The 13267-nt window shown below is 64.7% G+C and carries 16 protein-coding genes; 9 read left to right on the top strand and 7 right to left on the bottom strand.

The features are described from left to right. Positions 1-56 precede the first annotated feature (56 nt). On the top strand, positions 57-1223 hold the full coding sequence (locus FJW06_RS12950) for an FAD-binding oxidoreductase (protein WP_140752208.1): 1167 nt from the start codon (positions 57-59) through the stop codon (positions 1221-1223). Here FJW06_RS12950 and FJW06_RS12945 read toward each other — a convergent pair. The 5 genes from FJW06_RS12945 to FJW06_RS12925 all read right to left on the bottom strand — a co-directional run bounded on the left by FJW06_RS12945 (position 1142) and on the right by FJW06_RS12925 (position 3788). After that, a complete protein-coding gene (locus FJW06_RS12945; RefSeq protein ID WP_140752207.1) occupies positions 1142-1951 on the bottom strand; it encodes a DUF72 domain-containing protein in 810 nt (269 codons plus the stop codon). The genes FJW06_RS12950 and FJW06_RS12945 overlap by 82 nt on opposite strands. A 43-nt stretch (positions 1952-1994) precedes the next feature. Next, positions 1995-2480, bottom strand: coding sequence for an SRPBCC domain-containing protein (locus FJW06_RS12940; RefSeq protein ID WP_140752205.1), 486 nt, complete (start codon positions 2478-2480; stop codon positions 1995-1997). A gap of 37 nt (positions 2481-2517) precedes the next feature. Continuing rightward, a complete protein-coding gene (locus FJW06_RS12935) occupies positions 2518-2967 on the bottom strand; it encodes an SRPBCC family protein (RefSeq protein ID WP_140752203.1) in 450 nt (149 codons plus the stop codon). Further along, positions 2964-3284, bottom strand: a complete 321-nt coding sequence (locus tag FJW06_RS12930; protein WP_140752201.1) for a metalloregulator ArsR/SmtB family transcription factor — start codon at positions 3282-3284, stop codon at positions 2964-2966. Before FJW06_RS12930 ends, FJW06_RS12935 begins: the two co-directional genes overlap by 4 nt. 78 nt (positions 3285-3362) lie before the next feature. Beyond that, positions 3363-3788, bottom strand: a complete 426-nt coding sequence (locus FJW06_RS12925; protein ID WP_140752199.1) for a GNAT family N-acetyltransferase — start codon at positions 3786-3788, stop codon at positions 3363-3365. A 187-nt stretch (positions 3789-3975) separates the two neighbouring features. On the opposite strand from FJW06_RS12925, the gene leuD reads away from it, so the two are divergent. The 6 genes from leuD to FJW06_RS12890 all read left to right on the top strand — a co-directional run bounded on the left by leuD (position 3976) and on the right by FJW06_RS12890 (position 8686). Continuing rightward, a complete protein-coding gene (leuD, locus tag FJW06_RS12920; protein ID WP_140752197.1) occupies positions 3976-4581 on the top strand; it encodes a 3-isopropylmalate dehydratase small subunit in 606 nt (201 codons plus the stop codon). Positions 4582-4797: 216 nt separating this feature from the next. Then, positions 4798-5736: a hypothetical protein gene (locus FJW06_RS12915; RefSeq protein ID WP_140752195.1), complete on the top strand. Its 939-nt coding sequence runs from the start codon at positions 4798-4800 to the stop codon at positions 5734-5736. 267 nt (positions 5737-6003) lie between these two features. Continuing rightward, on the top strand, positions 6004-6387 hold the full coding sequence (locus FJW06_RS12905) for a RidA family protein (protein ID WP_140752193.1): 384 nt from the start codon (positions 6004-6006) through the stop codon (positions 6385-6387). Positions 6388-6447: 60 nt separating this feature from the next. Continuing rightward, entirely contained in the window at positions 6448-6798 is a 351-nt protein-coding gene (locus tag FJW06_RS12900; RefSeq protein ID WP_140752496.1) for a VOC family protein, read from the top strand. 294 nt (positions 6799-7092) lie between these two features. Then, positions 7093-8196: a 3-isopropylmalate dehydrogenase gene (leuB, locus tag FJW06_RS12895; protein ID WP_140752191.1), complete on the top strand. Its 1104-nt coding sequence runs from the start codon at positions 7093-7095 to the stop codon at positions 8194-8196. A gap of 4 nt (positions 8197-8200) precedes the next feature. Continuing rightward, a complete protein-coding gene (locus tag FJW06_RS12890) occupies positions 8201-8686 on the top strand; it encodes a GNAT family N-acetyltransferase (RefSeq protein ID WP_140752189.1) in 486 nt (161 codons plus the stop codon). Here FJW06_RS12890 and FJW06_RS12885 read toward each other — a convergent pair. After that, positions 8683-10542, bottom strand: coding sequence for a DEAD/DEAH box helicase (locus FJW06_RS12885; protein WP_140752187.1), 1860 nt, complete (start codon positions 10540-10542; stop codon positions 8683-8685). The two genes, FJW06_RS12890 and FJW06_RS12885, sit on opposite strands and share 4 nt — an antisense overlap. Before the next feature lie 603 nt (positions 10543-11145). Here FJW06_RS12885 and FJW06_RS12875 point away from each other — a divergent pair. Together FJW06_RS12875 and FJW06_RS12870 are read left to right on the top strand one after the other, a co-directional pair. Beyond that, positions 11146-12180, top strand: coding sequence for an aspartate-semialdehyde dehydrogenase (locus FJW06_RS12875; RefSeq protein ID WP_140752183.1), 1035 nt, complete (start codon positions 11146-11148; stop codon positions 12178-12180). A 168-nt stretch (positions 12181-12348) separates the two neighbouring features. Then, positions 12349-12801 carry a GNAT family N-acetyltransferase gene (locus FJW06_RS12870; protein WP_140752181.1) on the top strand — a complete coding sequence of 151 codons (453 nt, stop codon included), beginning with the start codon at positions 12349-12351 and terminating at the stop codon, positions 12799-12801. Here the strand turns inward: FJW06_RS12870 and FJW06_RS12865 are convergent. Next, the gene (locus FJW06_RS12865; RefSeq protein WP_140752179.1) at positions 12791-13210 is read right to left on the bottom strand and encodes an ACT domain-containing protein; all 420 of its coding nucleotides are present in this window, start codon (positions 13208-13210) and stop codon (positions 12791-12793) included. The two genes, FJW06_RS12870 and FJW06_RS12865, sit on opposite strands and share 11 nt — an antisense overlap. Between the last annotated feature and the right edge of the window lie 57 nt (positions 13211-13267).

Below are 13267 nucleotides of genomic sequence, written 5' to 3'. Positions count from 1 at the left end.
TTCTACGCAATTCCGGGCGGATGCTTTCCCTGGAATTGCTCTGGATCGGAGAAAAAATGCGCTACGACATCGTCATCATCGGGGGAGCCATCGTCGGGTCCTCGGTTGCCTACTATTTGCGCGAGGAGGGCTTTACCGGCTCGATCGCGCTGATCGAGCGCGATCCGCAGTTTTCCCACGCGGCGACGACCTTGTCGCTCGCCTCGATCCGCCAGCAATTCTCGATCCCGGAAAACATCCGCCTGTCGCAGTTCACGCTGAAACTGTTCCGGCGGCTGAAAGAGACGTTCGGCGCCGATGCCGATATCGGCTTCCGCGAGGGTGGCTATCTCATCCTTGCCGGCGAGGCCGGGCTGCCGATCCTCAAGGCCAATCACGCGACACAGGTCGCCGAGGGCGCCGATATCCTGCTCGAGGACGCAGGGCAATTGGCGCGCCGCTTTCCCTGGCTGTCGGTCGAGGATGTTTACGCAGGCGCCTTTGGCCGCAGCGGCGAGGGCTGGTTCGATGCGCATGCGTTGCTGACGCTGTTCCGCAAGGCGCTGCGCGACAAGAAGATCGATTTCATCACGGCTTCCGCCACCGGCGTCAAGCGCGAGGGCAACCGAGTCACCGGCGTCAGCCTCGACAATGGCGAGACGCTCGAAGCCGGCATCGTCGTCAACGCCGCCGGGCCGAACGCCGGCAAGGTCGCGGCTTTCGCCGGGCTCGAGCTGCCGGTCGAGCCGCGCAAGCGTAACGTCTTCGTCTTCGAGGCGCGCGAGAAATATGCCGACATGCCGCTCCTGGTCGATCCAAGCGGCATCTATGTGCGGCCGGAAGGCTCGGTCTACCTCACCGGCGGCGCCGAGCCGGAGGAAGGCGATGTCGCGCCCGATCCGAAGGATTTCGACGTCAACTGGCCACTGTTCGAAGAGGTGATCTGGCCGACCTTGGCCACGCGCATTCCGGCTTTCGAGGCCATCAAGCCTACGCGCGCCTGGGTCGGGCATTACGACTACAACACGCTCGACCAGAACGCGGTGATCGGTCCGCATCCGGAGGTTACGAACTTCCTGTTCGCCAACGGCTTCTCCGGCCACGGCCTGCAGCAGGCGCCGGCGGTCGGCAAGTCGATCGCCGAGCTCATCGTGCATGGCGGCTACCGCACGGTGGACTGCAGGGCGTTCGGATATGAGCGAGTGGCCGAGGGACGGGCGTTCCGGGAGCTGAACGTCATCTGACAAACGGTCGCGTCGACCGACAGTGCATTGCCGAGCGCGTGCCCTCGTGCCGTGTTGTCGAAGATGCACCAGACCTCGGCGGCCGATGCGCTGATTTCGGCAAGCCGCTCGCCGATATCCCGAAGCTGATCGGCCTCGTAGTCCGAATAGTAGACGCGCGGCGCGCCATGAAAACGAAAATAGGCGAGCTCGCGCCAGCCGCCAGGCATGGCGGCGGCAGGCACGGGAGCAGGGTGGGCTGCAACGCGGCCAATGTGAAAGCGGTTCAGCAAGGTCTCGGCCTCGGGTTCGAACCAACTGGGGTGACGGGGTTCGCAGACCAGGCGTCGGTCGCTCTTTGCGCGCAGCATGGTGAAGAAGTTTTTGGCGGCTTCGGGTTCGAACCGCAGGCTGGGCGGCAGTTGAACCAGGAGCAGCGAAAGCTTGGCACCGAGCCCTGCGACCTGACCCAGGAAAACGTCCAGAAGATCATCGCAATCTTCCAGGCGGTGTTCATGCGTCACGGCTCTGGGGAGTTTTGCGGAAAAGCGAAAACGATCCGGGACGGAGCGCGCCCAGCGCTCATAGGTTTCCCGGCGATGCGGCTTGTTGAAGGACGAATTGATCTCCACGACCGGAAGCCGCGCCGCATAGCGTTCAAGCTGCGAACCGGCTGCCGGGAAGGAAGGTTTGTACACTGCCGGTATGCTCCATCCGGCGGTTCCCACGAGACAGCGGCTGTTCTTCATGCCCAAAATCTGGACAGGCAGGATTGCGGGTCAAGGGAGAGCTTCAGGCCGTCTGCCGCGCGTCGAGATAGGCCTGCAGCCACCCAAGCACCCGCGCCCAGCCTTCAGCATGCTCCGCTGCGGCGTCGGGGAAACCCGCGAAGCCGCCATGGCAGACGGTGAGCCGCGTGCTGCCGGCGATCGGCTCCAGCAGATAGGCGACCGTCGTGTCCTTACGGCCGAGCGTCGGATGGTCCCAGCCGTAACGCCTTGTCTGCACAATTCGGCGCGGCATTTCGATTTCGAGAAACTCTCCGCCCACGGGCAGGCGCCTGCCGTCAGCGGTTCGCACCGTGACACGCCAGCTTCCGCCGACGCGCAGATCGGCGTTCCAGCCGGCCATGCAGTAGGTTTCGGGGGAACCCCACCAGCGCTCGACCTCCCGAGTGGCCAGCGCGGCAATGACCCGGTCCGGCGAGGCGGGAAGCTCGGACGAGGCCATGACCGTGTCGGCGTTCGCCATAGCTTGGGGCAAGGTCAGTTGCAGCATTGCGTGCACCTCCGGCAAATTGTCTCGGAACAATCGTTCATGCCTTTGAGGGCGGACGCTCGAAACCCTTGCCGGTTTCGAGCAGGCTCTTGAGGCTCGCCAGCACCAGCGGCCAGCCCTTGGCGACGTTCGGGATCAGCCTGTGCGGGCCGTCGGCCTCGTGGACGACGGCGAGCTTCATCAATTCGCCGTCCGGCTCGATGGTGAAGGTGCAGCGCGTGTAGCCGTCCTCCTTCACCTCGGGCAGCCATTCGTTGCGCCATTTGATGACGAGGCGTTTCGGCGGGTCGATCTCGAGGATCTCGCCGGAGTCGGCGATGCGCCCGTCAGGGAAGACCAGCTTCCAGCTCGAGCCGACCTTCCAGTCGCTCTCCTGATGGGAGCAAAGGAAGAACTGCCGGTTGAACTCCGGATCGGTCAGCGCCTGCCAAAGTTTTTCAGGCGTCGTGCGGATGTAGGTGACATAGACAAAACTGTTCTCGCTCACGGCTCTTCCCTTTCCAGGCGTTGTGTCAGGTCGCTGAGGGCAGCAAGCCGCCCCCGCTCGAACTTGCCGATCCACCGCTCGGCGATCTCGTTGATCGGAACGGGATTGAGGTAGTGCTCCTTCTCGCGGCCCCGGCGCATGGTGGTGACGAGGTTCGCCTCCTCGAGGATCGCGAGGTGCTTGGTCACCGCCTGGCGCGTCATCTCCATGTTTTCGCAGAGCGCGTTCAGTGTCTGCCCGTTCCTTGCATGGAGGCTGTCCAGCAATTGCCGGCGGGTCGGGTCGGCCAAAGCGCGAAAGACGGCATCCATGCTCATGTCATTAATATGCAATCATTTGGTTGCATGTCAAGCTCAAAAGAATTGGCGACTGCAGCCCATGAGATCGTCAGCAGGTCAGCGCTTGCGGGAGAACCAGAAGGCGTCGGTCATGCGTGTCATGCCGATGCGCTCGTAGAAGCCGACGGCGTCGGGCATCGAGATCAGGCTGATGGCGACCGAAGGGCCGAGCCGGCGCTGCGCCTCGTCCATCAGGCCCTTGCCGACGCCGAGCCCTTGCGCCGCCTTCGAGACAGCGAGGTCGGAAATGTAGCAGACCCAGGAGAAATCGGTCATGCCGCGCGCGACGCCGACCAGTTGCCGGTCCGGCCGGTCGAGCCGTGCGGTCAGCACCAGATTGGCGTTGTCCAGCATGGTTTGCAGCCGGGCCCCGTCATCGACGGGCCGTACCTTGCCGAGGCCGGAGTCGACCAGCACGCGGCGGAATTCGGCGACATCGAGGGCGGGCTCGCTGGCGTAAAGGACTTTGGAAGGATCAGCCATGGCCGCAGATTGCACCAGCCGGTCAGGATTTCGAAGCCGTTTTGAGGTGTTCCAGCTTCGACACGCATGCCGTACCCGATTATGGCCCAAGGCCCGCGCACGAACAGTTGCCTTCCATTTACCGTCGGCTTTGTGTAAACCGTCCGGCAAAATTCCCCGCAAGCCACGAAGAAGACGGGCAAGGACCATGGATAAATTCACCAAGCTCACCGGCGTCGCCGCGCCGATGCCGATCGTCAATGTCGACACCGACATGATCATCCCGAAGGATTATCTCAAGACGATCAAGCGCACCGGGCTCGGCACCGGGCTATTCGCCGAGATGCGCTACAATGAGGACGGTTCGGAGAACCCGGATTTCGTGCTCAACAAGCCGGCCTACCGCAAGGCGCAGATCCTGGTCGCCGGCGACAATTTCGGCTGCGGCTCGAGCCGCGAGCATGCGCCCTGGGCGCTGCTCGATTTCGGCATCCGTTGCGTGATCTCGACCTCGTTCGCCGACATCTTCTACAACAATTGCTTCAAGAACGGCATCCTGCCGATCGTGGTCAGCCCGGAAGACCTCGACAAGCTGATGGACGACGCTTCGCGCGGCTCCAATGCGACGCTGTCGATCGACCTTGAGGCGAAGGAAATCCGCGGGCCGGATGGCGGCGTGGTCAAATTCGACCTCGACGATTTCAAGCGTCACTGCCTCTTGAACGGCCTCGACGATATCGGGCTGACCATGGAGAAGGCCAGCGCCATCGCGTCCTTCGAGAAGAAGAACGCCGAGCTGCGCCCCTGGGCCTGAGAGACCGTTTGGAAATCTACTCCGGCGGCCATCTGATGGTGGTTTCTGCGCTTCCGGTGCTCACGGACCTGAATGTCCGCTCCGCTCCGGTTCTCGAAACCACCACCATATGACTCGCCGGAGCGAATTTCGAAACAGTCTCTGAGCGGCACGGCTTCAAATCGATAAGCCCGCCCCTTGCCGGTTGGGCTCGCGCGGCTGAATGGAGGGACAGTCATGACACGCTCGCTTCTGGCTGCTTCGGTGGCAATCCTTCTCGCCGCGATCGGCGCCAATGCGCAAACCACCGCGCCGGCCACGCAGCCGACGCCCGCCGCGTCCGACCAGCCGGCTGCCGATCAGGGTGCGGCCGACCAGGGGTCGGGCAGCGACCAGGCCGCGCCGGATGACGATAAGCAGGCGCCGATCCCGTTCGAGGGCGGGCAGCTCACCATCACGCAGCCGGAGCAGGACGGCGAGAAGGTGCTTGCCTATGACGGCAAGCAGCTGGCCAGCAATTACGACGTCTTTTTCGACAAGATCGTCAAGATCGGCGACGTCAACGTGGCGCTGGTCGATGTCGGCGACGGCGGCAACCAGTGCGGCCCGGCCAAGGTCATCGTCTGGAAGAAGGACGGCGAGATACAGACCACCACCGTCGAGCAGGACGAATGCGGCGCGCCGCCGGCAGCAGTCTCCGACAGCGCCATCTATTTCGTGCCCTACCTGCTGCCGGGACAGACACGGCCGGCGCTGCAATGGTCGCCCACCGCAGGGCTCACGACATCCGGCACTCTGACCTACACGCCGGAGCCCGGCACCGACTGGAAGGATGTCGATCCATCGAAACTGGACAACATCATCGACGCCTTCCACAACGAGGCCGTCTATAAGGCCGGACAGGCGCTGCTGGGCAGCGACATGCCCGACATGGCGACCAGCCTGCTGGTCGGCGGCGGCACCGAAAAGACGGCGTCCGGCGCCTTCTACGCCACCGGCTGCGTGCCGCATGACTGCGGCGGCAATGACGGCTTCATGGCCGTCGATCCGGCCAAGCAGAAGGTCTATTTCGCCCGCCGCGGCGACAATGGCGAGCCGCAGGCCTGGCCGCCGCTGAAGGATTGGCCGGCGGACGTCAAGAAGGCTTATGACGACGCGCAAGGGTCGGGAAATTAAGCCCACTTCTGCCGGGCCGCGATCCTTCGCGCCCCCCTCTGTCCTGCCGCACATCTCCCCCACAAGAGGGGAGATTGGCAGTTTCGGCGCCCTGCTTATTCTGCGATGCTGGCGATTGGCGAAAGCCGGCGCGACGTCTGATCTCCCCCCTCGTGGGGGATGTCCGGCAGGGCAGAGGGGGGCGCTGTCCCGCCAGCGTTGTGTTGTCTGGCTCACGACCCAGTCGCGGATGCATATCAAAATGGTCGAAACAATCCGTGAGGCCCCATGCGCAAGCTCATCTCCACCGGCTCCCCCTTCGAGAAGACCGCCGGCTATTCGCGCGCGGTGGTGCAGGGCGACTGGTGCTTCGTCTCCGGCACGACCGGCTACGACTATGCCACGATGACCATGCCGGAAACCGTCGAAGCGCAAACGCGCAACTGCCTCGCAACAATCGCCAAGGCGCTGGCCGAGGGCGGCTTCGACATGGCCGATGTGGTGCGGGCGCATTACTACATCACCGACCAGGCCCATGTTGACGTGGTCTTCCCGATCCTCGGCGAGGCGTTCGGCGACATCCGCCCGGCGGCGACGATGATCGTGTGCCAGCTCAACAAGCCGGAGATGAAGATCGAAATCGAGGTGACGGCACTGCGGCGCACGGCATAGGGTGGCCGTTGCGGCAATGCGGAGGGCCCCCGGACACGCAAAGGCAAGGAGCGGCTTATGGTGAAGGTCAGGCGCATCGTCGCCAATATCGAAACACCCGACATTGCGGCGGCCAAGCGCTTTTACCAGGACGTGCTTGGACTTGATGTCCTCATGGATCAAGGCTGGATCCTCACTTGCGGCTCGGCCGAGACAATGACGGTGCAGGTGAGCTTCATGGCCGAGGGCGGGTCAGGCACGCCGGTGCCGGACCTGTCGATCGAGGTCGACGATGTGGACGCGGCGCTCGCGGGTATGAAGAAGGCCGGCTTCGCCGTCGAATACGGCCCGGCCGACGAACCCTGGGGCGTGCGGCGTTTCTATGTGCGCGATCCGTTCGGGCGGCTGGTGAATATTCTGTCGCATCGGTAGCTAGGGTTCCTCGCCCCATGAAGTGGGGAGAGGTGGCTCGGCAAAGCCGAGACGGAGAGGGGAGCGTCCTACGAAGGCCGCCTCTCCGTCCGCTTCGCAGACACCTCTCCCCCGCCTCTGGCGGGGGAGAGGAACCGGTGCCACGCCAGACGGGCCTCGCAATGCCCCGCCATCCTCTTGCGCACCGGGCGTTCGCCGTTTAGCAAGACGCCGGCCGCACAGCGCCGCGCGCCTCTTCGGCGCGCAAGGGACGCTGTGCAAATAGAAACTCATTCTCTCCCGGGACGGTTCTCCATGGCTTCGAAAAATCTCTTCCTGCTCGCCGGCGACGGCATCGGCCCCGAGGCGATGGCCGAGGTGAAGAAGCTGATCAAGGCCATGAACGACAAGCTCGGCAGCGGCTTCGCCACTGACGAGGGCCTGGTCGGCGGCTGCGCTTACGACGCGCATGGCGCGGCGATCTCGGATGCCGACATGGAAAAGGCGATGGCGGCGGATGCCGTGCTGTTCGGCGCCGTCGGCGGGCCGAAATGGGATGCCGTGCCTTACGAGGTGCGCCCCGAGGCAGGGCTCTTGCGCCTGCGCAAGGACATGGAGCTGTTCGCCAATCTCAGGCCCGCGATCTGCTACCCGGCGCTGGCCGCCTCTTCCTCGCTAAAGCAGGAGGTGGTCGAGGGCCTCGACATATTGATCGTGCGCGAGCTCACCGGCGGCGTCTATTTCGGCGAGCCGAAGCAGATCATCGATCTCGGCAACGGCCAGAAGCGCGGCATCGACACCCAGGTCTACGATACGTTCGAGATCGAGCGCATCTCCGGCGTCGCCTTCGAGCTCGCGCGGACCCGTCGCAACCATGTGACATCCATGGAAAAGCGCAACGTCATGAAGTCGGGCGTTTTGTGGAACGAGGTGGTCAGCCAGACGCACAAGGCGCGGTACTCCGATGTGAAGCTCGACCACATGCTGGCGGACGCCGGCGGCATGCAGCTGGTGCGCTGGCCGAAGCAGTTCGACGTGATCGTTACCGACAATCTGTTCGGCGACATGCTCTCCGACATCGCCGCCATGCTCACCGGCTCGATCGGCATGCTGCCTTCGGCTTCGCTCGGCGCGCCGGATGCCAAGACCAAGAAGCGCAAGGCGCTCTACGAGCCGGTGCACGGCTCAGCGCCCGACATCGCCGGCAAGGGCATCGCCAACCCGATCGCCATGATCGCCTCCTTCGCCATGTGCCTGCGCTATTCCTTCGGCATGGTGGCGGAAGCCGACAGGCTCGAAGCGGCCATCGCCGCCGTGCTCGACGACGGCCTGCGCACCAAGGACATTTTCTCCGCGGGCATGAAGGAAGTCGGCACCACCGAGATGGGTGACGCCATTATCGCCAAGTTCCTGGGGTGATCGTATGACAGTCGACATTCGCTGGGCGAGGGTCGACGATGCCGAAGCGCTCGCCACCCTGCTTTGCGCGATGGCGGCGCACTACCGGCAGGCGCCGCTCGATCACAGCCGGGCGGCGGCCACCACTCGGCAATGGCTTGGCGATGAGAGCCCGGCCTATCCGCATTTCGCCTTGGCCTTCGTGGGTGGCGAGGTGGCCGGGCTCGCCTCGGTCGCGATCGCCCATCCGGGCATCGATCTCGAAAGGCTGATGTTCCTGAAGGATCTGTTCGTGCGCGACAGCGCCCGTGACAAGGGCATTGGCCGAGCGCTCGTCGGCTTTCTCGCCGCCTACTGCCTCATGAAGGGCATCGGCCGCATCGACCTCACGACCGAAGACTGGAACGAGGGCGCGCTGCGCTTCTACGACCGGCTCGGCGCCGAGCGCCACAGCCAGAAGGTTTTTCTGCGACTGACCGGGCCGGCGCTCAGGGCCATAGCCGACGATTAAGCCGGCCGCTTCTTCGCCTTCTTGTGCTTGGCTGGTCCGGCCTTGTCGAATTTCGGCTTGCCCGGTTTGCCGGCCCAAGGCTTTGCCTCGAAGGCCGGGCGCTGATCGGCTGGCGCGCGCTTCTCGAATTTCGGCTTGCGGACGCCTTCGGGCGCACCCTGGTCGAAAGGCCGCTTGCCGCGATGCGGTTTCTTGTCCGGCTTCGGCGGCTGGTAGCCGGCGCGCGACAGGTCCGGCGTGCCGTCGATGCGCCGGACCGCGATGCTGCCCTGCAGCTTGCGGTCAGGGCCGATCGCGGCGACGAAGCGGTCGGCCCAGTCGGCGGCGATCTGGACGAAGGTCTCTTCCGGCTGCATCTTGATGGCGCCGATTTCGCGCTTGGACATGCCGGCGGTGCGGCACAGCATCGGGATCAGCCAGCGCGGCTCGGCATTCTGCCGGCGTCCGACCGAAAGCGAGAACCAGACGCTGTCGCCGAAATCGTCGCGGCGAGCGGGTGCTTCTTCGCGGCGCGCGAACTTCTCCTTCGACGGCGCGAAGGGTGCGACGTCGATCAAATCTTCGGGCGCCGACCGGCTTCCGCGGCAAAGCCGCACGAAGGCTGCGGCCACCAGCTCGGCGCCGTGTCGTTCCAGGAGCGCCGCGGCGAAGTCGCGCTCCTCGTCCTTCACCGGCTCGCCGAAGGAAGGATCGGCCAGGATGCGCTCGTCATCGCGCCGCAGCACCTCGTCGGCCGAGGGCGGGCTCGCCCAGGCCGCGGTCAGGCCGGCATTGGCGAGCAGCCGCTCGGCGCGCCGGTGGGCGTTGCCCGGTACGATCAGCGCGCTCACCCCTTTTCGCCCGGCGCGGCCGGTGCGGCCGCTGCGATGCAGCAGCGTCTCAGGGTTGCTGGGCAGGTCGGCGTGGATGACGAGATCGAGATTGGGCAGATCGATGCCGCGCGCGGCGACGTCCGTGGCGATGCAGACCTTGGCGCGGCCGTCGCGCATGGCCTGCAGGGCGTGGCTGCGCTCGTTCTGGCTGAGCTCGCCGGAGAGCGCCACGACGGCAAAATTGCGGTTGTTGAAGCGCGCGGTGAGATGGTTGACGGCGGCGCGAGTGTTGCAGAACACCATCGCATTCGCCGCTTCGTAATAGCGCAGCACGTTGATGATGGCGTTCTCGCGATCGGCGGGCGCGACGGACAGCGCCCGGTATTCGATGTCGAGATGCTGCTTTTCCTCGCCGCCGGCCGAGATGCGCACGGCGTCGCGCTGGTAACTCTTCGCCAGCGTGGCGATGGAACGCGGCACGGTGGCGGAAAACATCAGCGTGCGGCGCCCCGCCGGCCCTGCATCGAGGATGAACTCGAGGTCCTCGCGGAAGCCCAGATCGAGCATCTCGTCGGCTTCGTCCAGCACCACGGCCTTCAGCGCCGACATCTCGAGCGCGCCGCGCGTGATGTGGTCGCGCAGCCGGCCCGGCGTGCCGACGACGATATGGGCGCCGCGCTCCAGCGCGCGCCGCTCGGTGCGCATGTCCATGCCGCCGACGCAGGAGGCGATATGCGCGCCGGTCAGCTCGTAAAGCCATTCCAGCTCGCGCCGCACCTGCAGCGCCAGCTCGCGCGTCGGCGCCACAACCAGGCCCAACGGCGCTCCGGCGTCGCCGAAGCGCTCAGCGCCGCCAAGCAGGGTCGGCGCCACGGCGAGGCCGAAAGCGACGGTCTTGCCGGACCCGGTCTGCGCCGAAACCAGCGCGTCGGCCTCTCCGAGCTCCGGCCCAAGCACCGCCTTCTGCACCGGCGTCAGCGCCGAATAACCGCGCTTTTCCAGCGCCTGAGCCAGCGCAGGAACAATCGTTTCGAAACTCGACATTTTCTTCTTTCGGAATTCGGGGTTCTGCGCTCGTCATGGAGCACAAGGCCGGCACTGCGTCAGCCAAACGAAATTTGCGCCGTTCGTACTTGCTACAGCCGCCGTTGTACAGAGCAGACGACAGCGCCTTTCCCTTCTCGCCTGGTGGGAGAAGGTGTCGCCGAAGGCGACGGATGAGGGGTGCTCCAGGGAAAGCCAGCGTCTCACTCCGCTGGAACGCCCTCATCCGTCTCGGCGCTGCGCGCCGATCCACCTTCTCCCACAAGGAGAGAAGGAGAGGCGCTACGCCAATTGACTCTTCGGCCAAACCGCGTAAAAGCCCGCGTCGAACGGGATGGTTTTCCGATGCGCGGCCTTTCGATGGCTCTTCTTGCATTCGACTCCCCCAGCCACAATGTAAGGCATTGGGCTGGGCGCTTAGACGCGTCCGTCCGTTCCAGCAAAATCCCATTCTTGGCCAAGAAAACCGGCAAAACCACCACCAAAACGGTGTGATTCCCTTGGCCTAACCACCCTCTCCCGGGTACGGCCCGGGGGGCGAAACCCGCATGAGGCCGGCGGGTTTTCTCCAACAACCAAGCGGAGAGGGACAGGAGATATCAGATGAGTTTCAAGGTTGCGGTAGTCGGCGCCACGGGCAATGTGGGCCGCGAAATGCTCAACATTCTGGACGAGCGCGGCTTCCCGGTGAGCGAGGTCGTGGCGCTGGCCTCGCGGCGCAGCCAGGGCACCGAAGTGTCCTTCGGCGACCGCACACTGAAGGTCAAGGCGCTCGACCAGTATGATTTTTCCGACACCGACATCTGCGTCATGTCGGCGGGCGGCAACGTGTCGAAGGAATGGTCGCCCAAGATCGGCAAGCAGGGCTGCGTCGTCATCGATAATTCGTCGGCCTTCCGCTACGATCAGGACGTGCCGCTGATCGTGCCGGAAGTGAACCCGGACGCGATCTCGCTGTTCTCGCGCAAGAATATCATCGCCAATCCGAACTGCTCGACGGCGCAGCTCGTGGTGGCGCTGAAGCCGCTGCATGACGCCGCCACCATCAAACGCGTCGTCGTCGCCACCTACCAGTCGGTCTCCGGCGCAGGCAAGGAAGGCATGGACGAGCTCTTCACCCAGACCCGCGCGGTGTTCGTCGCCGACCAGGTCGACGTCAAGAAGTTCGCCAAGCGCATCGCCTTCAACGTCATCCCGCATATCGACGTCTTCCTCGATGACGGCTTCACCAAGGAAGAGTGGAAGATGGTGGCCGAGACCAAGAAGATGCTCGACCCCAAGATCAAGCTGACGGCGACCTGCGTGCGCGTGCCGGTGTTCATCGGCCATTCGGAAGCGGTCAACATCGAGTTCGAAAAGCCGATCACGGCTGACGAGGCGCGCGAGATCCTGCGCGAGGCGCCTGGATGCCAGGTGCTCGATAAGCGCGAGAACGGCGGCTACATCACGCCGCTGGAATCGGCCGGCGAGGACGCCACCTTCATCTCGCGCATCCGCGAGGATTCCACCGTCGACAACGGCCTGTCGATGTGGGTCGTCTCCGACAATCTGCGCAAGGGCGCGGCGCTGAACGCTGTGCAGATCGCCGAGCTCCTGGTCGAGCGCGGCCTGATCCAGCCGAAGAAGAAGGCGGCTTAATTTCGCTCACGGGCCGCACCGCCGCTGCTGCGGCTGGCCCTGCGCGGGCGCGCCGGAAAGCCGGCGGCCTGCGGTCGCATGCTCGGCCTGCGGCCGAGGCGCTTCTTCCTTCTCCCCGTTCAACGGGGAGAAGGTGCCCGAAGGGCGGATGAGGGGCAGCGCCGGCCTATGGACGATCGCACCAAAGTTATCCTACGCCCAGCCACAAGCTCGGACGCCGCCGCCGTCGCAATCACGATGCGCGCGTCGCTCAATGCCCTCAGCTGGATGCCGGTCCTGCACACGCCTGAGGAAGACCTCTTCTTCATCCGCGATATCCTGCTGCCCAATCAGCAGGTGACGGTCGCCATCGCCGACGGCCGCATCGTCGGCTTCATCGCCATCGGCGGCGAATGGGTCGAGCAGCTCTATCTCGATCCGGCCTGGACCGGGCAAGGCATCGGCAGCCGGCTGCTTGCCCAAGCCACCACCGGCATGCCGGTGGTCAAGCTCCATTGCTTCCAGGCCAATACCGGCGCGCGACGCTTCTACGAACGCCATGGCTTTCGCGCCGAAGCCTTCGGCGACGGCTCGACCAATGAGGAAGGCTTGCCGGATGTTCTCTATGTGCTCAGGCGCTGAAGTCAGTCACCGCTTGCCGCGCCAGCTGCTGCAATATCGCCAACGCCTCTTCGGCCCTATCAGCCGGCACGAACAGATGGTCGTAATAGAAGGCCGAGACCGGATTGACGCCCATGCCGGCTGCCGCCAGCTTCGCGGTGATCGCGGCAAGAAAGCCGACGGCTTCCAGCGAGGAGTGGATGTCGAGCGTGATCATCCGGCAGCGGAACGTGCCGGCAAGGCCGGCGGCCTTCGCCTGTCTCTCGGCCAGGATCAGCGTCATGCCCTCGCGCTCGATGAAGCGCATGACCGGCTCCGCGCCTTCCGGCAAGTTTGCGCCGAGCGGCAAGGTCGCGAAGACATAGGTTTCCGGTTGAAGCCGCGGCGTCATCGATGCCAGCAGCTTTTGCAGGTCCGTCTCGCCGCTCATGGTTTTGCTTCCCCCGGGGATGCGCGTGGCGCTGTTCTCCTGTCTTGACCCAATTCC

This window comes from Mesorhizobium sp. B4-1-3 (assembly GCF_006439355.1).
Taxonomy (GTDB): Bacteria; Pseudomonadota; Alphaproteobacteria; order Rhizobiales; family Rhizobiaceae; genus Mesorhizobium.
Note: the sequence above shows the minus strand (reverse complement) of the source record. Positions and strands in the feature narration are given on the sequence as shown.

What these genes read in the sequence shown, in the direction of transcription:
- FJW06_RS12885 (WP_140752187.1), bottom strand. Translation starts at nt 10,542, where the DNA reads ATGTCGAGTTTCGAAACGATTGTTCCTGCGCTGGCTCAGGCGCTGGAA.
- FJW06_RS12950 (WP_140752208.1), top strand. Translation starts at nt 57, where the DNA reads ATGCGCTACGACATCGTCATCATCGGGGGAGCCATCGTCGGGTCCTCG.
- leuD (WP_140752197.1), top strand. Translation starts at nt 3,976, where the DNA reads ATGGATAAATTCACCAAGCTCACCGGCGTCGCCGCGCCGATGCCGATC.
- FJW06_RS12870 (WP_140752181.1), top strand. Translation starts at nt 12,349, where the DNA reads ATGGACGATCGCACCAAAGTTATCCTACGCCCAGCCACAAGCTCGGAC.
- leuB (WP_140752191.1), top strand. Translation starts at nt 7,093, where the DNA reads ATGGCTTCGAAAAATCTCTTCCTGCTCGCCGGCGACGGCATCGGCCCC.
- FJW06_RS12945 (WP_140752207.1), bottom strand. Translation starts at nt 1,951, where the DNA reads ATGAAGAACAGCCGCTGTCTCGTGGGAACCGCCGGATGGAGCATACCG.
- FJW06_RS12905 (WP_140752193.1), top strand. Translation starts at nt 6,004, where the DNA reads ATGCGCAAGCTCATCTCCACCGGCTCCCCCTTCGAGAAGACCGCCGGC.
- FJW06_RS12875 (WP_140752183.1), top strand. Translation starts at nt 11,146, where the DNA reads ATGAGTTTCAAGGTTGCGGTAGTCGGCGCCACGGGCAATGTGGGCCGC.
- FJW06_RS12865 (WP_140752179.1), bottom strand. Translation starts at nt 13,210, where the DNA reads ATGAGCGGCGAGACGGACCTGCAAAAGCTGCTGGCATCGATGACGCCG.
- FJW06_RS12930 (WP_140752201.1), bottom strand. Translation starts at nt 3,284, where the DNA reads ATGAGCATGGATGCCGTCTTTCGCGCTTTGGCCGACCCGACCCGCCGG.
- FJW06_RS12940 (WP_140752205.1), bottom strand. Translation starts at nt 2,480, where the DNA reads ATGCTGCAACTGACCTTGCCCCAAGCTATGGCGAACGCCGACACGGTC.
- FJW06_RS12890 (WP_140752189.1), top strand. Translation starts at nt 8,201, where the DNA reads ATGACAGTCGACATTCGCTGGGCGAGGGTCGACGATGCCGAAGCGCTC.
- FJW06_RS12915 (WP_140752195.1), top strand. Translation starts at nt 4,798, where the DNA reads ATGACACGCTCGCTTCTGGCTGCTTCGGTGGCAATCCTTCTCGCCGCG.
- FJW06_RS12925 (WP_140752199.1), bottom strand. Translation starts at nt 3,788, where the DNA reads ATGGCTGATCCTTCCAAAGTCCTTTACGCCAGCGAGCCCGCCCTCGAT.